Here is a 17,642-nt window from a genome sequence, read left to right on the forward strand (position 1 = left end):
CCAGAATAGCCGTCCCCTGATAGAAACGGAACCCGTGACGTGAGCGCTGATCACAGCTTTGACGGCCTGGCCGACAAGTTTGCCCAGAACATTTATGGCACCACCAAGGGGCAGATCCGCGCCGCCGTGGTCTGGCAGGATCTGCTCTCCTGCCTGAGCCGGCTCGGTGACCGGCCGCTGCGGATCCTCGATGCCGGTGGCGGTTTTGGCTATTTTGCCCAGAAACTGGCGGCAATGGGGCACCGCATCGAGTTGTGTGATCTCTCCGCCGAGATGCTGGAGCTGGGCCGGCAACAGATTGAGCAACAAGGGCTTTCTGATCGCATCCGACTGATTCACTGCCCGATTCAGGCCCTGGATCAGCACGTTGAGGGTGAGTTTGATCTCATCTTGTGTCATGCCGTGCTCGAATGGTTGTCCGAACCGCGGCAGACCTTGTTATCCTTGCTCGGTTTTCTTGCTCCCGGCGGCATCTTGTCGCTGTTGTTTTACAACCGCCACGCGCTGCTGTTCCAGAGCCTGGTGGTCGGCAATTTTGATTACATCCGTGCCGGCCTGACGAAAAAGCGCAAGCAGAAGCTGACTCCGGAAAATCCGCAACTGCCGGAGGAGGTGTACGACTGGCTGCAACGTGGTGGCCTCAAACTGATCGGCAAGACCGGGGTGCGAGTGATCCACGATTACATGCGCCATAAACAGGATCAGCACGAGAAATTTGAGGATCTGTTGCAGATGGAACAGCGTTATTGCCGGCAGGAGCCCTTTGTGGCGCTGGGACGTTATATCCATGTGATGGCCCAGCGGCCATTGCAGAATCAAGGTGAGATGAAGAGGTCATGAGCCAAGAGAGTTCCCGTGCCGCAGACCGCACGTTACCCGAACTGGTAGGTTGGGTCCGACAGGAAGGATTGTCGCTGCAACTGGCCAATGACAGGCTGGCATTTCTGATTGCCATTGCTGCGCTGTCGCGTGACGACAGCAGCCATGAGCTGACCGAAGCGGCGCTGCACGATGCGTTTGGCTATGTCAGCCAGATCTTCGGACAGATGGACGAGACACTGACCCACAGGGCCAACAACGCGATCAACGAGCTGGTGCGGCAGAAGTTGCTGTCGCGCTTCAATGCCGATCCGGTCGAGGGCGAAAGCCTGTATCGGTTGACCCGGCTGGCGATGGGCATTGTCGAGTTCTATGTCGAGCAAAAAGAGGTCAGCAGCATCAAGTTATCCCTGTTGCTGGAGCAGGTGGCCAGCGAGCTGACCAAGGCCCATGAGGCAACCCAGCAACAGGATGATCTGCTCCACTGGAACGAACAGGTCTATCCGCGGCTGAAGTTTTCGGTGGAGGAGATCCTGGCGCGCATCGATCTGACCCAGCGGGCGATGGATGAGCATCAAAACCAGGTCAAGAGCGAGATTGCTGACTTGTTGAACCAGAACTGGACCGAGGCGATCCACAGCTGCGAGAAGCTGCTGCGCGAAACCGGCCAGACGCTGCGCGAGCTGCAGGACACGCTGGATGCCGCCGGCCACAACCTGCAAGATGGCTTGCTCAACATTCAGGAGGCGACCCAGGGCCGCGATGAGCTGGCACATATCGAAGCGCTGACGCACACGCTGCAGGCGCGACTCGACGCCATCATCAGTTGGGGCCAGCAGTGCATCGAACTGTGGGCGCGCTATGACCGTCACGTGCACAAGTTCATCCGTACCGCCATTGACATGGACAAGAACCGCGCCTTCAGCCAGCGCCTGCGTGATTCGATCCGCGACTTTGAACAACATAACTGGCTGATGGTGGTGGCCCAGGAGCACCGCCTGCTCGAGCTGCGCGACGAGACGTTGGCGCTGCACGGCGACGAGGTGACCGGCGAGGTACCCAGCGAGCTGGAGTACCACGAGATCCTCGATATCAACAACCAGCTGGCCGAGCGCATTCAGCTGCATCTGGACGCGTTTCGCAGTGGCGAGCGGCCGCTGGATCTGGCCGAGGTGCTGCGCGACTACCTGGCCAGCTATCCGGACTATCAGCATTTCGATGTCGCCCGCCTGTTGATCGACACGGCGGTGCGGCTGGGTCATGCCAGCGCCGAATTACACAGCAGCCGGCAGCCCAAATGGAAACCCATCAACGAATCGGGAGCTAAGGTACAGGCCCATGTCATTGATCAATACTGAATTTCCGCTCGCGCTGCGCATGGCGCAGGCGATCGCCAACCCGCTGTTTCCGAAACTTGATACCTGGCTGCGCAGTGGGCGCCACATCAGCGCCGATGACCTGGACAACCACTCCTTCTTGCTGGAGTACCACGACGAGCTGGAACGTTTCTATGGCCGCTATCAGGTAGAGCTGATCAAGGCGCCGGAAGGCTTCTTCTATCTGCGGCCGCGCGCCTCGTCCGAGATCGGCACCTCTGTGCTGTCCGAGCTGGACATGCTGGTCGGCAAGGTGCTGTGTTACCTCTATCTGAGCCCGGAGCGGTTGGCCAATGAGGGGGTCTTTGCGCTGGCTGATCTGCAAGAAGAGTTGTTGACGCTGGCCGACGAGCGCCAGCTGCTGCGCATGGTCAATCAGCGTAGTGGTGGTTCGGATCTGGACAAGCGCAAGTTGCTGGAAAAGATGCGCACCTCGCTGCGCCGTCTGCGCCGGCTCGGCATGGTGACCCCGCTGGGCAGCGGCGATAAATTTCGCGTCAACGAGGCGGTGTTCCGTTTCGGCGCCGATGTGCGCAGCGATGAGGATCCGCGCGCCGTCCAGCTGCGGATGATCCGCGAAGGCGAGGCGATATTGCACGATGACGAGCTGCCAACCAGCGAGCACCTGCTGGATGACAGTGAAGATGAGATCGAAGAAGAACAACTCGGACTGGATGTATGACGATGCGCGGCAAGTTTAAATCGATGACCATGGTCAACTGGAACGGCTTCTTTGCCCGGACCTTCGAGCTTGACCAGTTGGTGACCACCCTGTCCGGTGGCAACGGCGCCGGTAAATCGACCACCATGGCGTCGCTGATCACGGCGTTGATTCCCGATCAGACGCTGCTGCATTTTCGCAATACCACCGAGGCGGGCAGCTCCAGTGCCAGCCGCGACAAGGGGCTGTATGGCAAGCTGCAACGCGGCCACTGCTATTCGTTGATCGATGTCCGCAACTCCCGCGACCAGCGCATCTGGGTCGGGGTGCACCTGGAACAGGTGGCAAACCGTGACAACAAGGTCAACATCACGCCATTTGCGCTGCTGGAGGTCCCCGAGGGCATAGTGCCCACCGATCTGCTGCTGGAACGCCTCGACGATGACAAGGCCAAGGTGCGCGCCTTTACCGATCTGCGCAAAGCCGCCGCCGAGCTCGGCGCCCTCAAGGTCGCCAAGTTCAATTCGGTGACCGATTATCACAACTTCATGTTCGAGTACGGCATCTTGCCGAAGAAGCTGCGCGATCAAAAAGACCGCTCCCGCTTCTACCGCCTGATCGAGGCGTCGCTGTATGGCGGCATTTCGTCGTCGATCACCCGTTCACTGCGTGAATACCTGCTGCCGGAGAACTCCGGCGTACGCAAGGCGTTCCAGGACATGGAGGCGGCGATCTACGAGAACCGCCGCACCCTGGATGCGATTCGTGAAACCCAGTCGCAACGCGATCTGTTCCGCAACCTGATCACCGAAACCACCCACTATGTGGCGGCCGATTACATGCGCAACAGCACCGAGAAGTCCCGGCTCTCCGAAACGGCACTTGGTGCGCGTCGTCAGTTGCAGGACAAGCACCGCCTGTTGCGCGAAGAGAAGCAGCGCGCCATCTATCTGGCCGAAGAGGCCGAGCAGATGCAGGCGCGCGAGAAGCACCTGACCGACGAGCTGGAGGCGGCATCCGAGCAGTTGGCCCGCGTGATCAACGCCGTGGCCCTCGGCAAGAAGATCGGCCAGTACCGGGAAGATGTCGGCGAGCTGCAGGCGCGGCTGGAAGAGCAGTTGGCCATCGTCGAGGAGATCGGCGAGCAGAAGGCCGAGCTGGAGCAGAAAAAACAGCTGACTGACAGCGAAGTTGACAGCCTGAAAAGCCAGCTGGCCGATTACCAGCAGGCGCTGGATGTGCAGCAGACCCGAGCCATCCAGTACCGGCAGGCGATCAAGGCGCTGGACACGGCGCGCGAGCTCTGTGCGCGGCCCGATCTGGATGTCACCGGGGTGGCGCGTGAGCAGAGCCAGTTCAAGGAGCGCGAGCGCCAGTTGACCGAGGCGCTGCTGCAAGCCCAGCAACGCCTGAATCTGGCCCGCACCGCCGCCGGCCAATACGATGCGGCGCTGGCGCTGCTGACCGGTGTCGTCGGCGATGTCGCGCGTGATGAGGCGTATGCCCGTGCTGAGCAGGTGCTGCGCCAGGGGCATCAGGCGCGGGATCTGCAAGCCCGCGGCGAGACGATTCAGCGTGCGCTCAGCGATCTGCAGCGCGAGCAGGAGCAGCTACAACAGCTGCAACGGGTGCAGCAGAGTCTGCAACAGCAGCACCAGCTGAGCGTTAACCAGGATCTGGCCGACGACGCGGCGCTGGAGCTGGCCGCCGAGCAGCAACAGGCGCGTCTGGATGAGGCCGCCGATCAGCTGGATGCCGGCCGTCAGCAGATGGCGCAGTCCGAGCAGCAGGTGACGCAGGATCGCAGCCGCATCGAACAGTTGAAGAAGCTGGCTCCGGCCTGGCTGGTGGCCCAGGAGAAACTGGACAAGCTGCGCGAACTCAGTGGCGAGCCGCTGGAAAATCCCCAGGCGGTCTCCCAGGCGATGCACAAGGCGCTGGAGCAGGAGCGTCAAGCCGAAGCCGAGAAGAATCGGCTGCAACAGCGCAAGCTGGAGCTAGAGGCGCAGATCCGCCGTCTGCAGAATGTTGGCGGTGAAGTGGATGAGCGCCTCTCCCGCGTCAGCGAACAGCTGGATGGCGTGTTGCTGGCCGATGTTTACGATGACATCAGTATCGACGATGCGCCTTACTATTCGGCGCTGTACGGGCCGGCGCGGGCGGCGATTGTTGTCGCCGATCTGGATGCCGCCGTCGAGCGGCTGCAGGCCCTGGACGACGTGCCGGATGATCTCTACCTGATCCAGGGCAATCCGGAGTCATTTGATGAGGATCTGCTCGCAGCGACCGAGCTGACCCAGGCGCTGGTGGTGCGCAGCAGCCAGCGGCAACTGCGCTATTCGCGCTACCCCAAGGTACCGCTGTTTGGCCGTGCCGCCCGCGAGCAGCGGGTCGACGCATTGGAGCAGGAGCGCGAGGCGCTGATCGATGCCTATGCCACCGCCGCGTTCGAACAACAAAAACACAGCCGTACTTACCACCATTTCAGCCAGTTTATCGCCGAGCACCTGAGCGTAGCCTTCGAGTCCGACCCGGAGGCCGAACTGGAACTGTTGCAGGCGCGGCAACGCGAGCTGCAGGGCCAGCTGGAGCAGTGGCAGCAACGCCAGGCGCAACTGAAGTCGACACAGGAGCAGGCACGCCAGGCGTTGGTGCTGTTGCAACGGCTGCGCGCCGGCTGGCATCTGCTGACGACCGATGATCTGCCGGCCCGGTTGCAGGCCGCCCAGGCGGACTATCAGGCCTGGCAGCAGGCCGGCGATTTCCTGCGCCGCCACGGCGACGCGCTGGATAAGCTGGCGACGCAACTGCACCTGCTGCGTGAAGATCCGCAGCAGCTGGCGGCGTTGCAAGCCGCCGCCAGTGACGCCGAACAGCAGCTGGCGCTGGTGCGCCGGCAGAGTTTTGCGCTGGATGAGCTGCTGGCGCGCAGCAGCCACTTTGCCTATCAGGATGCCGAGGCGATGCTCGGCCAGACCTCGGAGATCAGCGAGCGGCTGAAGGCCAAGCTGGCCGATGCCGAGCTGGCGCGCCGCCAGCTGACCGAAGCGGTCAACCAGATTGGCTCACGTTTTACCGAGGCGATGCAGGTGCGCACCGCACTGCAATCCGGTCTCGATGCCAAGCGCCAGACCCTGGGCGAGTTCGAGCAGGAGCTGGGGCTGATGGGGCTGACGGTAACGCCGGACATGGAAGAGAAGGCCCGCGAGCACAAGCGCGAGGTCGAGGAGCAGCTGGTGCGTACCCGCTCCCGGCGTACCCAGGCCGAGGCCCAGTTCCAGGTCTGTCGCCGTGATATTGACAGCATCCAGGGGCGTCTGGCCCACGAGGGCAAGGATTACAAGCTGGCGCGCAAGCTGCTGGTCAACCACAAGCAGAGCTGGAACCGGGTGCTGCGCCTGGCGCGCGACAACGATGTCGAAAAACGCCTCAATCGCCGCGAGCTGGCGTACCTGGATGCCGATGAACTGCGCTCCATGTCGGACAAGGCGCTCGGGGCCTTGCGTCAGGCGGTGGCCCATGAGGACGAACTGCGCGACGCGCTGCGGCTGTCGGAAGGCAATCGCAACACCGAGCAGAAGGTGGCCTTCTATGTCACCGTCTATCGCTACCTCAAGGATCGCATCCGTCACGACATCATCCGCTCCGACGATCCGGTCGAGGCGATCGAGGAGATGGAGATCGAACTGTCGCGGCTGGCCGACGAGCTCAAGCAGCGTGAAGCGCATCTGTCGCTGAGCTCCACCGAAGTGGCGGCCAAGATCACCAACATCATCCGCCGCGAGCAGAACCGTATTCGCGTGCTGAACCAGGGGCTGCAGAACATCGCATTCGGCCAGGTGCGTGGCGTGCGGTTGAACGTCAATGTGCGCGATGCCTATGCCCGTCTGCTGATGGCGCTCGGCGATCAGGCGATGATGCACCAGGACCTGTTCGCCGATGGCGAGATGACCTTCTCCGAGGCGATGGCCAAGCTGTTCCAGCGCCTGAACCCGCACATCGATCAGGGCGAGCGCAGCTTCCAGGTGCTCGGCGAGGCGCTGCTCGATTACCGCAACTACCTGGAGCTGGAGATCGAGGTGCAGCGTGGCGTCGATGGCTGGTTGCGTGCCGAGAGCGGCGCCCTGTCGACCGGCGAGGCAATCGGGACCGGTCAGGCGATCCTGCTGATGGTGCTGCAGAGCTGGGAAGAGGAGGCCAAGCGCCTGCGCGCCAAGGACATAGAGCCATGCCGGCTGCTGTTCCTCGACGAAGCGGCCCGTTTGGATGCCAAGTCGATTGCCACCCTGTTCGAGCTGTGCGAACGCCAGGATATGCAGTTGTTGATTGCCGCCCCGGAGAACATCAGTCCGGAGAAGGGCACCACCTACAAGCTGATCCGCAAGGTGCATGGCAAGCAGGAGCATGTGCATGTCGTCGGCCTGCGTGGCTTTGGCTATGTCAGCGGCGATGAACGGATCAGCGCGTAAGCGGCATAAACCGTACTGAGCCGGTCATCAAAGAAGGCCACCGTGAAGGTGGCCTTTTTGTCTGTCAACGATGACAGGCGGGTGGAAATAATGCGCAGGCACTGCCTTGGCTGTGTATCAGCTTGATGTTGTCACAGCGCTAATTTGCTGTGCCGGTGTGCAGTGCTTTTATTCAACTAATTGATAATAAAGATATTTATTATTTTATGTTGCGCAGGCGTTATTTTGCCGGACCAGGAGTCCAACGCAGATTAATATATTGGTGCAGTGCAAACAGGTTATTCCCGTCGCTACAACGGGGTTTGGGATGGTGAAGTGTAGCTAAAGAATCGACAGCGGCATGGCGGTGGTAGCCGGGCTGGACGGTTCGACCCGAGGGTTACCCGCGCAGGTGTGCCGGGGAGGGCAAGACGAGTGCAGAGCACATAAGGAGCTGATCGGCGTTGAACTCGGCTAAAACAACGGGACCCGTAGGTCCCGTTGGCATCCGTGCGACTGCGTCAGGTTCGATTCAGGCGTCGCGCTGCACCGGCTGGCTGATTTGCACATCACTATTATGGTCTTTATGGGGCGCGTGGGGGTGCCAACCGACCAGGGCCAGCAGCACGAAGAAGCCGACAACATAGGCCAGCGCCACATGCCAGCCGTGACGCAGCCACTGCACAGCAGAGCGCGCCTGGGGGTACATGTTGGAGAGGGCAACCCCGGCCGAGGAGCCAAACCACAGCATGGAGCCGCCGAAACCGACCGCGTAGGCCAGCATGCCCCAGTCATAGCCACCCTGTTCCAGACACAGCTTGGTCAGCGGGATATTGTCGAACACCGCCGAGATAAAGCCCAGGCTGAAGGTGGTGAGCCAGGAGGCAGGTGGCAGCTCGTCAACCGGCATTAACGAGGCGCAGGTGACCAGCGCCACCAGAAAGATGGTGCCGGCCCAGGCGTTTTTCAGCTCTTCCCAGGGTGTGCGTACGAACAGGGCGCCGAGCAGCAGGGCGATCCAGACGCCGAGCGCCGGGAAGTCGAGGGCATAGTTGGTGACAATCGCCAGCACCAGGATCAGGCCAACCACCAGCAAGTGTTTCCATTCCACGCGTTGATTCGCCGGGGCATCGCTGACGATGCGCTGGTATTTATCCTGCTGGAACGAGGCGATGAGGCCGAAGATCACCAGCGCGACACCGGCGGCGACATAAGCGTGCAGCACATCCCACGGGCTGACGCCGTCGATCCACATCAGGGTAGTCGTGGTGTCGCCGACCACGGAGCCGGAGCCACCGGCGTTGCTGGCGGCGACAATCGCGGCCAGATAACCGATATGCACCCGCTCGTTGAACACCACAAATGCAATGGCGCCGCCGATCATCGCCGCGGCGATGTTGTCGAGGAACGAACTGATGACGAAAATCATCACCAGCAAGACGAAGGGGCCCTTCCAGTCATTGGGCAGAAACTTCGGCAACACCTTCGGTAAATGGGATTCGTCGAAGTGCTTGGCCAGGATCGCAAAGCCGAACAACAGACCGATCAGGTTCAGCAGGATGCGCCACTCACCCTCGCTGCCGCCACCACCGAGCAGGTGATGCCAGAACGAGAAATTGTCCAGCAGACTGTATTTGGCCAGCAGGATGGTGCCGAGACCAGCCAGCGCGACCCACATGGTGTAGTGGTGCAGCAGCGCCACGCCCAGCAGCGTCAGCGCGAACAGAATGAACTCGATGCGGATCCCGCCCGGGGCCAATAATACATCGGCCAGTGACGTGGCACTGGCCGGGGCAGAACACAGCAAGCTGACGCCGACGAATGCCAGCAGCAGACGACCAACCCGATGCAACATGCTTTTTGCTCCTTGTTATAGTCAGGCGGCGCTCTTTCCGGCGCCGCACTGTGGGTATGACTCTTTTATTGCTCGGAGATAATCCAGTGCTGGAAGTCTTTACGCGTCTTGGCGTCGGCTTGCAGGTACCAGTATTTAAGCATCTCCAGCGTTTGTGCCGCAGGTTGCACCGTTGCCGAAGGTTGCACCGTTGCGGTTGTGGCCGTCGATGCTGCGGCTGCGGTCACTGTGGTTCCCGCTGTTGCGGCGGCAGCCGTGGTGGCCGTTACGGTTGGCGCGCTGATCTGCTGGAAAGCCTTGCCCTGTTCGGTCAGCTCCTGCTGATAATCACGTCCAATCTGTAACCCCTGTTTCTTTGGCATCACGAAGGAGTCTACCGCGACAGGCTGGTTGGTTTTTTTGTTGATGACCACAATTTTTTGCTGCTGCAAAAACTTCTCGGCTTCTTCATAGTTGCGCGGATAGGTAAATTGCATGGCCAGCATGTCATCGCTCTGCAGGTCGAGGTTGTAAACAATCGGCTCGCCGCGGATGAGTCGCGTCTCGCTCTGATCGCGGAAACTGCCTTCAAACTGCAGTACCAGCTGGTGTTTGCCGGCGGCCAGGGTCAATTGGCGCGCATTGACCAGTTTGCCTTCAGTCGGCTTGCCATCGATTAACTGCAAGACATAGGGGCGGGCGATGTCGAAACTGGCGGCGTTGGCGATCTGACTGGATAGCAGCGCCATGCAGCTGGTAACGAGGATGACAAGGTAACGCATAAACACTCCTTTGTACTGGGGCCAGAACGGCTGCCCTGATTCTACCTTTTTGCTCGCTGACGGCAATCCGGCCGAGCGCTTATTCTATCTGCTGCTTGAAGGGCGGCAGCGAGGCAAGCAGGCTGCGACCATAGCTGCGTGTCAGCACCCGCCGGTCCAACAAAACGATGCGCCCCTCATCCTGCTCCTGACGGATCAGACGGCCACAGGCCTGAATCAGCTTGCGCGAGGCCTCTGGTACCGCAATTTGCAAGAAGGGGTTACCACCGCGTCGCGTGACGGCTTCGGCCAGCGCCGCTTCGATCGGCGAATCAGGAACGGCGAAGGGCAGCTTGGTGATGACCAGGTTGGTTAACTGCTGCCCCGGCAAATCGAGCCCTTCGGAAAAACTGCCGGTGCCCAGCAAGATACTGGGGGTGCCTTGATCGCAGCGCTCACGATGCAGATGCAGCAATGCCTGTCGGGAGGCTTCCCCCTGGACCAGGAGGCTGAAGCCGGCTTCGCGAAGCCCAGCAGCCACCTCCTGCATCTGCCAATAAGAGGCAAACAGGATCAGACTGGCCATTTGCTTATGTAGAAAGCGCGGCAAGGTCGCAATCAGTTCGCGGGTATACTCGGCATCCGTCGGTTCACAACGCATCTGTGGGATTAACAGGGTGGCGCGTTGGTAATCAAACGGTGATTTGAGCCTCAGTAGCTGGGCGTCGTCCTCCGGGTAGATGCCGGCCTGGCGGCAAAAATAGTCAAAACTGTTCAGCGCCGTCAGCGTCGCCGACAGGACGATGGCCCCGGCACAGCGGTTCCAGAGGTGATGCTTGAGCCAGGCGGCCATCTCCAGTGGTACCGCCTGCAACAGATACTCTTTGCGTTCGGGATGGGCTATCCACTTGGCGACCGGGCGCGTGTCCGAGTCCGCGAGCAGCAGTTCCCACAAATCAAGCAGACTCTGCGCGCGTAATAAGGAGGCGGCAACCTCACTCATCGCCGCTTCCAGTGTCCGAGCCGCACGGCCGGTCTCCTTGGCATGTTCGGCCAGTGCGCCCTGTATCCGATCGAGGAGTCGGTTCAATTGGCGTAACGGCTCTAATCCGGCTCGCAGAATTGGCTGCAGCTCATCAGGTAAGACGCCGTGCTCAAACCGATGGATCTCCGCGTCTGCAAACCAGTGGCTCTGCGCCTTGAGCACCTGCTGCAGTTGTTTGTAGTCGGCCAATAACATCTGAACCTGGTTGTTCAACTGCTCATTCAGCTTCTGCACCAGGCTGTTCTGCACTAACTTGGTGATTTCATCCCCCATTTGGGGCAATTTTTGCATCCAGAGCAGATCTTGGCGTAACGCAGTCTGGGCCGATGCCTGGTCTCGGGCGATCACAGGCAGATGGTGCGCTTCATCAATGACGTAAAAACACTCCTCCGGTGGCGGCAGTATGACCCCCCCTCCTAACCGCAAATCGGCCAGCAGCAGGGCATGGTTTACCACCAGAACATCTTGTTGTTCCAGATCGCGCCGTGCACGGTGGAACGGACACGCCTGATGAGAGGGGAACAGGGGGGTACAACTGTGAGATTGGCAGCTGATCGCTTCCCAGTGCGCGTCGGCGATGGGGGTGGGCCAACCGTCACGATCGCCTTCCCAACTGCCGGCATGCCAGGCATCCAGCAGGGATTGGTACAGCGCCTGTGAAGTTGCATCGGGCTTAAAATCCAGCCAGTCACCGAAGGACAACTGCTCCTGTGGTTGTGCCTGGGCATCGACCCGCTGTTGCAGGCGGACGATGCAGCAGTAGCGTTGACGTCCCTTGACCAAACGGTAACGCAGCGGCGAGTCGCTGACCTGGCTAAACAGAGGTAAATCCTTGTTTATCAGCTGTTCTTGCAACGAGAGCGTCGCGGTGGATAGCACCAGGCGCTTGTTTTGCAGCATGGCGGCGGGAATGGCGCCTTGCAGATAGGCCAGTGACTTGCCGATGCCGGTGCCGGCTTCGGCAATCAACAGGCGATGCGGCCCCCCTTGTTCTCCACACAGGGTTTTGACAATTTCGGCGACCAGATAGTTTTGCTCTTTTCTTGGCACGAAAGCTGCAAGTTTCTGGCTGAGCCGCCGATAGTTCTGCGAAACGGTTGTCTTGATAGCCGAAACAGGCATACGGAGGTCTCCGGAAACTCGATGACGGGCAGTATAACGCTCTGTGAGACAGCTAACAAAAAGCGAAATCTCTTATTGAGAAAGAGCTTCATATAAAGCTCTGAGCAAGCAGCGAAAAGTGATAAATAAATGAGCAATGGCTTTTAAAAACAAACAATTATGCTACGGACAACGCCAACGCCGAATAGTTCATTTTTTTCTGTTGCTCGCTTCACATTTTGTGTGCTAGGCTCGTTCGAGAGTGATGGAAACGTCACTTCCACAGGGAATATAAGGACTTAGTGTTTAATTTCAGTAGGCAAATGAATATGAAAAAAACTCTTCTCGCACTGGCCGTTCCGGCTCTGCTGGCTGCTTCAGCAGCTAATGCTGCTACCGTTTACGAAAAAGATGGTCAGAAGTTTGATGTTTATGGCCGTGCTCAAGTAAACGTCTACAACGACACCGCTTCCGGTTCTGACAGCAATACCCTGGAAGGTTACGGCCGTTTCGGTATCCGTGGCTCAACTGTGATCAACGACAAGGTTTCCGGTTTCGGTCGTGGCGAATGGCAAATCGACTCCGAAAACTCTGACTACGGTGATTCCAAGGAGTCTCTGAAGACTCGTCACTTCTATGCCGGTTTCGATGGTGGTGAAGTGGGTAAGGTGACCTTTGGTCAGACCGATACCGCTTACTATGACGCTATCGGTGTTACCGATATCTTCAACGAGTGGGGTTCTTCTGCCAACGCCTACAAGGGCCGTCAGGAAGGCCAAATCATTTATAACAACACCTTTGGTGGTTTCCGCGTCGGTACCTCGTACCAGTTCAGCGATGACAGTGCTGAACTGTCTCTGGGCCAAGATAGCGGTGGTAACACCATCAGCGTACCGGATCTGGATTATGGTTATGCCGCCAATGTTGGCTACACCTTCCCGATCAACGTTGGTGTGAATGCCGGTTTTGCCAAGGATGAGTATGCTCAAGCTGGTCAGACTGCCAGCAAGACCGACTGGGCACTGTCTACTTCCTATGGCGTTTACGGTGAAGCTGGTTTCTATGCCGCAGCACTGTACAACGAGAGCAAGGTTGAAGGCCAAGGTTTTGATGTAACTGCCAAGGGTTACGAACTGGCTGCCATGTATATCCTGGAGAACGACTGGGGCTTCCTGGCCGGTTACAACTTCTCCGAAAACAAGGATAGCGGCGAAGATCTGTCTGACAACTACCTGCTGGGTGCTCAGTACACCTTCACCAGCAACTTCTACACCTACGCCGAGTACAAGTTCGATCAAATCGACGGTGCCGACGATCAGTGGACTCTGGCGCTGCAATACAACTACTAAGTTGTTTGCTGACGCATGTCAGTCAGATAAAAAGGCAGTCATTCGACTGCCTTTTTTCATGCCGGATTTTTATGCAATTGATGCTGAAAATACGTTTTCGTCACGCGCTTTGCTGCTGTCGAGGTTGCAAAGGAAAACGGGGTTGTTAAGCTAAGGCGGCACAAGAGAACCCAAGCCCGATCTGCTGACCAGAAGATGGGCTTTCTTTTTTTTTTATCGGTAATCAACATGAACCCTCAAACCCTCACCTTTATTGAATCCTGCATCAAGACGATTCCAGACTACCCCAAGCCGGGCATCCTGTTCCGCGATATCACCAGTCTGGTAGAGCATCCTCAGGCATTCAAGACCACTATCGATCTGCTGGTTGAGCACTATCGCCAGGTGCCGCTGGACAAGGTGGTGGGCACTGAGGCGCGCGGCTTCATCTTTGGCGCTCCGGTGGCGGCGGCACTGGGTTTGGGGTTTGTTCCGGTGCGTAAACCTGGCAAATTGCCGCGCTCGGTATTTGAAGAGAGCTATGAGCTGGAATACGGTCTGGATCGTCTGCAGATTCATGACGATGCCATTCAGCCAGGTGAGCGGGTGCTGATCGTGGATGATCTGCTGGCTACCGGAGGCACGGTTGATGCGGCCATCAAGCTGATTCGCCGCTGTGGAGGTCTGGTTGATCAAGCGGCGTTTGTCATTTCGCTGCCGGATCTGGGCGGTGAGGAAAAATTGCGTGCCGCGGGTGTCGAGCCACTGAGCCTGGTGCAATTCGGCGGCCATTAATTCAGGTGTCAACCCGCGATACGGAGCAGGGATGGGATATCAGGTACTGGCCAGAAAATGGCGTCCGCGAAACTTTCATGAGGTCGTCGGTCAGCAGCATGTGCTGACCGCCTTGATCAATGCGCTGGATCAGGGGCGTTTACATCATGCCTATCTGTTCAGTGGCACCCGCGGTGTGGGCAAAACCACGATTGCGCGCATTCTAGCCAAGTGTCTCAACTGCGAGCAGGGGGTCAGCAGCACGCCCTGTGGTGTGTGTGACAGCTGTCGCGAAATTGATCAGGGCAACTTTGTCGATTTGCTGGAGATCGATGCTGCGTCGCGCACCAAGGTCGAAGACACCCGTGAACTGCTGGACAATGTGCAGTACCGGCCAGCACGCGGGCGCTACAAGGTTTACCTGATCGACGAAGTGCATATGCTGTCGCGGCACAGCTTCAATGCGCTGCTCAAAACACTCGAAGAGCCGCCACCCTATGTCAAATTCCTGCTGGCAACCACGGATCCGCAGAAGCTACCGATCACGATTCTCTCCCGTTGCCTGCAGTTCCATCTCAAGGCGCTCAATCGCGAACAGATTAGCGGGCAGTTGCAGACCATTCTCGATGCCGAGGGGCAGCCGTACGAGTTGCCTGCGCTGGGCGCACTGGCCAAGGCCGCTGATGGCAGCATGCGCGACGCACTGAGCCTGACTGATCAGGCGCTGGCCCATGGCAACGGCCATGTGCGCCTGGAGCTGGTATTGGCCATGCTGGGGACGCTCGACCATCGCCACCTGCACCAGTTACTCAATTTGCTGGCCAGGCAGGATGGCGCCGCCTTGATGGCAAAGGTCGCAGAGCTGGCACAATTGGGCCCGGATTTCGATCTTGTGCATCTGGAGCTTGCTGCCTTGCTGCACCGCATGGCATTGGCCCAATTATTGGGCGCCGCACCGGATCCTGAAGCGCTGGATGCCGAGCAGGTGTTGCAGTTGGCTAAAGTGTTCGCCGCGGACGAGATCCAGCTCTGTTATCAGATGGCATTACAGGGGCGTAAAGAACTGCCACTGGCGCCAGATGGCCGCAGTGCGCTGGAGATGACGCTATTGCGCATGCTGGCGTTTTCTCCTCGCGCCAGTGTCGCCAAGCCGCTGCTGACACCTGTGCCTGCGAGCCATGGCGAGGGTCTGTCTGTACCGCCGGCAGTCCCCACCGCTATTCCAGGCCGGATTGATGCGGTGGTACCTGATACCACGCCAGACTTGGCTCTCAAGACTCCGCTTGCCACGCTGTCGGCGCAGGTCGATGAAGAGGATGAGCAAGCAGTTGCACAAATGAAGCAGCGATTGCAACAAGAGCAGGAGGACTTGCTGGCCCAAGCGCATATGTTGCGGCAACCATCGCCCTCAGTGCCCTCAGTGCCCTCAGTGCCCTCAGTGCCCTCAGCCCCGTCAACCGTATCGAGTGACGAGACGGTGCCAGCGCATACTCAGATCAACGAGCAGTCTGTCACCCAGGGTGGGCTGGGCAATTTGCTGGCGGCTCGCAATCGGCTGCGCAGCCAGGTTGTCAGTGGCGAGCCTGAATCGCGCCAGCCTGGCGTCGCAGCGCCCAAAACCACCCCGGAGACGCGGCCGACAACCCCGGCGATGGCTGCGCCACGGCGAGAACCGCCGTCAGGCGTCAACCCTGCTAGTGCTGCTCTCATGGCCAACGAGCCTGCGCAGTACCTGCCGCGCGACCACCAGCGCTCGGTCGAAGAGACGCCACCATGGGAACTGCCGCCGCTGACGAGTTATCAGGACGACATGCCGTTACCCTCCGGCAAGGAGCCTAACTCCGGCGATGACGCAATGGCTCCGCTGGTTGCAAACCGCGCCGCTCAGATAACGCCTGCGGGTACCGGTTCGGTTGCCGCACCGCTATCGTCCTCTCTGCCCTCGACAAGCAACAATAATGCGCCCAGTGAGGCAACAACGGACAGGCGCTGGCAATCCAACGATTTACTGTCCGGTTGTGGCGATGCCTGGGCCGAGCTGATTGCTGCCAGTGGTCTTGGCGGCCGGTTGCGGCAATTGGCGTTGCAATCGAGTCGTCGCATCGAGGCGGATCGCTGGGTGCTCACGTTGCCAGAGGAGCATCGTCACCTGGTTTCCGATAAGGCGATCGCCGTGATGGCCAACACCCTGGCCGCGCACCTTGGTCAGCCGGTTGTTCTGGATATTCAGTTGGGCACGCCGGAGGCTAAGCCGCCAATCGTCATCGAGCATGAACGTTATCAGGCGATTCTGAACGAGGCCAAATTGGCGTTGGAGCAGGATCCGCATATTCAATTTTTGATTGAGCGCTTTGGTGCTCAGCTGGATGCTGATAGTATCCAGCCACTGAAAACAGCCAATTGATAACCCTACAGAGAGATAAGCGATGTTTGGTAAAGGTGGACTCGGTAATCTGATGAAGCAGGCTCAGGCCATGCAGGATCGTATGCAGAAGATGCAAGAAGAGCTGGCCAATATGGAAGTCGTTGGCGAATCCGGTGCTGGTCTGGTCAAGGTGACGATGACGGGCAGCCACAGCGTGCGTCGTGTCGCCATCGATCCGAGCCTGATGGAAGATGATCAGGAAATGCTGGAAGATCTGATCGCAGCGGCCTTTAACGACGCCGTGCGCCGTATCGAAGAGCAGAACAAGACCAAGATGGGCGAGCTGACCGGTGGCATGCAACTGCCTCCCGGATTCAAGATGCCGTTCTGAGTGTAAAAACGGGCGGGGGAAACCCCGCTTGTTGTATCGGAGAGCCGATGAAGTACAGTCCCTTACTCGATGAATTGATCCGCGAGCTGCAGGTCTTGCCGGGTGTTGGCCCCAAGTCGGCACAACGGATGGCGTTTCAGCTGCTGGAGCGGGAACGGCCGCGCGGCCAGCGTTTGGCGCGAGTACTGGAGCGGGCGCTGACCGAAATCGGCCACTGCCAACAGTGCCGTACTTTCACTGAAAATGAACTGTGCGAGATCTGCGCTAACCCTAAACGTGCGCAGAAGCGGCAGTTGTGCATTGTGGAGTCTCCTGCCGATGTGGCGGCCATCGAACAGACACACCTCTATTCGGGTCGTTATTTTGTGCTGATGGGACACCTGTCACCGCTTGACGGTATTGGCCCGCGTGAGCTGGGTCTGGACTTGTTAGAGTCCAGATTGCAAAGTGAAGCCTATGATGAAGTCATTCTGGCTACCAATCCGACCATCGAAGGTGATGCCACGGCGTTCTTCATTGCCAATCTGGCGCGCCAGGCGGGTGTCACTGTGACCCGAATTGCCCATGGTGTACCGGTCGGCGGCGAGCTGGAATTGGTCGATGGCACCACGCTGTCACATTCGCTTGCCGGGCGGCGTCCTTTGGAATAACCCTGTCGATTTTTTCAGCATTCAGTTTGTTGCGGTCTTGAAACTTGCATGGCCGCCCCCATATCGCTTCTGTCCTAATCCATAACTTT

13 protein-coding genes are annotated in these 17,642 nt (G+C 59.0%); 9 read left to right on the top strand and 4 right to left on the bottom strand.

Going from position 1 to position 17,642, the window contains the following annotated elements:
• Positions 1 to 39 precede the first annotated feature (39 nt).
• The 4 genes from cmoM to mukB are packed head-to-tail and all read left to right on the top strand — an operon-like array spanning position 40 to position 7,325.
• Positions 40 to 840 (top strand): tRNA uridine 5-oxyacetic acid(34) methyltransferase CmoM, encoded by an 801-nt coding sequence (gene cmoM / locus ACFOSS_RS10080; RefSeq protein WP_377152217.1) that lies wholly within the window; start codon positions 40 to 42, stop codon positions 838 to 840.
• On the top strand, positions 837 to 2,177 hold the full coding sequence (mukF, locus tag ACFOSS_RS10085) for a chromosome partition protein MukF (protein ID WP_377152218.1): 1,341 nt from the start codon (positions 837 to 839) through the stop codon (positions 2,175 to 2,177). The genes cmoM and mukF overlap by 4 nt, the downstream gene beginning before the upstream one ends.
• The gene (gene mukE / locus ACFOSS_RS10090; protein WP_377152220.1) at positions 2,158 to 2,877 is read left to right on the top strand and encodes a chromosome partition protein MukE; all 720 of its coding nucleotides are present in this window, start codon (positions 2,158 to 2,160) and stop codon (positions 2,875 to 2,877) included. The genes mukF and mukE overlap by 20 nt, the downstream gene beginning before the upstream one ends.
• A gap of 2 nt (positions 2,878 to 2,879) precedes the next feature.
• A complete protein-coding gene (gene mukB, locus ACFOSS_RS10095) occupies positions 2,880 to 7,325 on the top strand; it encodes a chromosome partition protein MukB (protein ID WP_377152221.1) in 4,446 nt (1,481 codons plus the stop codon).
• A 511-nt stretch (positions 7,326 to 7,836) separates the two neighbouring features.
• On the opposite strand, the gene ACFOSS_RS10100 is transcribed toward mukB, so the two are convergent.
• The 3 genes from ACFOSS_RS10100 to dinG all read right to left on the bottom strand — a co-directional run bounded on the left by ACFOSS_RS10100 (position 7,837) and on the right by dinG (position 12,066).
• Complete coding sequence (locus tag ACFOSS_RS10100; protein WP_377152223.1) at positions 7,837 to 9,159, bottom strand: SLC13 family permease; 1,323 nt, start codon at positions 9,157 to 9,159, stop codon at positions 7,837 to 7,839.
• A 65-nt stretch (positions 9,160 to 9,224) separates the two neighbouring features.
• Positions 9,225 to 9,920: a YccT family protein gene (locus tag ACFOSS_RS10105; RefSeq protein WP_377152224.1), complete on the bottom strand. Its 696-nt coding sequence runs from the start codon at positions 9,918 to 9,920 to the stop codon at positions 9,225 to 9,227.
• Between the two features lie 79 nt (positions 9,921 to 9,999).
• Positions 10,000 to 12,066, bottom strand: a complete 2,067-nt coding sequence (gene dinG, locus ACFOSS_RS10110) for an ATP-dependent DNA helicase DinG (protein ID WP_377152226.1) — start codon at positions 12,064 to 12,066, stop codon at positions 10,000 to 10,002.
• A 308-nt stretch (positions 12,067 to 12,374) separates the two neighbouring features.
• On the opposite strand from dinG, the gene ACFOSS_RS10115 reads away from it, so the two are divergent.
• Complete coding sequence (locus tag ACFOSS_RS10115) at positions 12,375 to 13,394, top strand: porin (RefSeq protein WP_377152227.1); 1,020 nt, start codon at positions 12,375 to 12,377, stop codon at positions 13,392 to 13,394.
• Positions 13,395 to 13,450: 56 nt separating this feature from the next.
• Here ACFOSS_RS10115 and ACFOSS_RS10120 read toward each other — a convergent pair whose 3' ends face one another.
• The gene (locus ACFOSS_RS10120; RefSeq protein WP_377152228.1) at positions 13,451 to 13,624 is read right to left on the bottom strand and encodes a hypothetical protein; all 174 of its coding nucleotides are present in this window, start codon (positions 13,622 to 13,624) and stop codon (positions 13,451 to 13,453) included.
• Here ACFOSS_RS10120 and apt point away from each other — a divergent pair.
• Genes apt through recR form a run of 4 tightly spaced genes read left to right on the top strand, consistent with a single transcriptional unit; the run spans position 13,623 to position 17,553 of the window.
• Complete coding sequence (apt, locus tag ACFOSS_RS10125) at positions 13,623 to 14,168, top strand: adenine phosphoribosyltransferase (RefSeq protein ID WP_377152230.1); 546 nt, start codon at positions 13,623 to 13,625, stop codon at positions 14,166 to 14,168. The two genes, ACFOSS_RS10120 and apt, sit on opposite strands and share 2 nt — an antisense overlap.
• Before the next feature lie 31 nt (positions 14,169 to 14,199).
• Positions 14,200 to 16,551 (top strand): DNA polymerase III subunit gamma/tau, encoded by a 2,352-nt coding sequence (dnaX, locus tag ACFOSS_RS10130; RefSeq protein ID WP_377152232.1) that lies wholly within the window; start codon positions 14,200 to 14,202, stop codon positions 16,549 to 16,551.
• Positions 16,552 to 16,573: 22 nt separating this feature from the next.
• On the top strand, positions 16,574 to 16,903 hold the full coding sequence (locus ACFOSS_RS10135) for a YbaB/EbfC family nucleoid-associated protein (protein ID WP_377152233.1): 330 nt from the start codon (positions 16,574 to 16,576) through the stop codon (positions 16,901 to 16,903).
• A 47-nt stretch (positions 16,904 to 16,950) separates the two neighbouring features.
• Positions 16,951 to 17,553 carry a recombination mediator RecR gene (gene recR / locus ACFOSS_RS10140; protein ID WP_377152234.1) on the top strand — a complete coding sequence of 201 codons (603 nt, stop codon included), beginning with the start codon at positions 16,951 to 16,953 and terminating at the stop codon, positions 17,551 to 17,553.
• Positions 17,554 to 17,642: the final 89 nt, after the last annotated feature.

Source organism: Pseudaeromonas sharmana (genome assembly GCF_042649925.1).
GTDB lineage: Bacteria > Pseudomonadota > Gammaproteobacteria > Enterobacterales > Aeromonadaceae > Pseudaeromonas > Pseudaeromonas sharmana.

What these genes read in the sequence shown, in the direction of transcription:
- ACFOSS_RS10135 (WP_377152233.1), top strand. Translation starts at nt 16,574, where the DNA reads ATGTTTGGTAAAGGTGGACTCGGTAATCTGATGAAGCAGGCTCAGGCC.
- mukE (WP_377152220.1), top strand. Translation starts at nt 2,158, where the DNA reads ATGTCATTGATCAATACTGAATTTCCGCTCGCGCTGCGCATGGCGCAG.
- apt (WP_377152230.1), top strand. Translation starts at nt 13,623, where the DNA reads ATGAACCCTCAAACCCTCACCTTTATTGAATCCTGCATCAAGACGATT.
- mukF (WP_377152218.1), top strand. Translation starts at nt 837, where the DNA reads ATGAGCCAAGAGAGTTCCCGTGCCGCAGACCGCACGTTACCCGAACTG.
- dinG (WP_377152226.1), bottom strand. Translation starts at nt 12,066, where the DNA reads ATGCCTGTTTCGGCTATCAAGACAACCGTTTCGCAGAACTATCGGCGG.
- ACFOSS_RS10115 (WP_377152227.1), top strand. Translation starts at nt 12,375, where the DNA reads ATGAAAAAAACTCTTCTCGCACTGGCCGTTCCGGCTCTGCTGGCTGCT.
- recR (WP_377152234.1), top strand. Translation starts at nt 16,951, where the DNA reads ATGAAGTACAGTCCCTTACTCGATGAATTGATCCGCGAGCTGCAGGTC.
- mukB (WP_377152221.1), top strand. Translation starts at nt 2,880, where the DNA reads ATGCGCGGCAAGTTTAAATCGATGACCATGGTCAACTGGAACGGCTTC.
- dnaX (WP_377152232.1), top strand. Translation starts at nt 14,200, where the DNA reads ATGGGATATCAGGTACTGGCCAGAAAATGGCGTCCGCGAAACTTTCAT.
- ACFOSS_RS10105 (WP_377152224.1), bottom strand. Translation starts at nt 9,920, where the DNA reads ATGCGTTACCTTGTCATCCTCGTTACCAGCTGCATGGCGCTGCTATCC.
- ACFOSS_RS10120 (WP_377152228.1), bottom strand. Translation starts at nt 13,624, where the DNA reads ATGTTGATTACCGATAAAAAAAAAAGAAAGCCCATCTTCTGGTCAGCA.
- ACFOSS_RS10100 (WP_377152223.1), bottom strand. Translation starts at nt 9,159, where the DNA reads ATGTTGCATCGGGTTGGTCGTCTGCTGCTGGCATTCGTCGGCGTCAGC.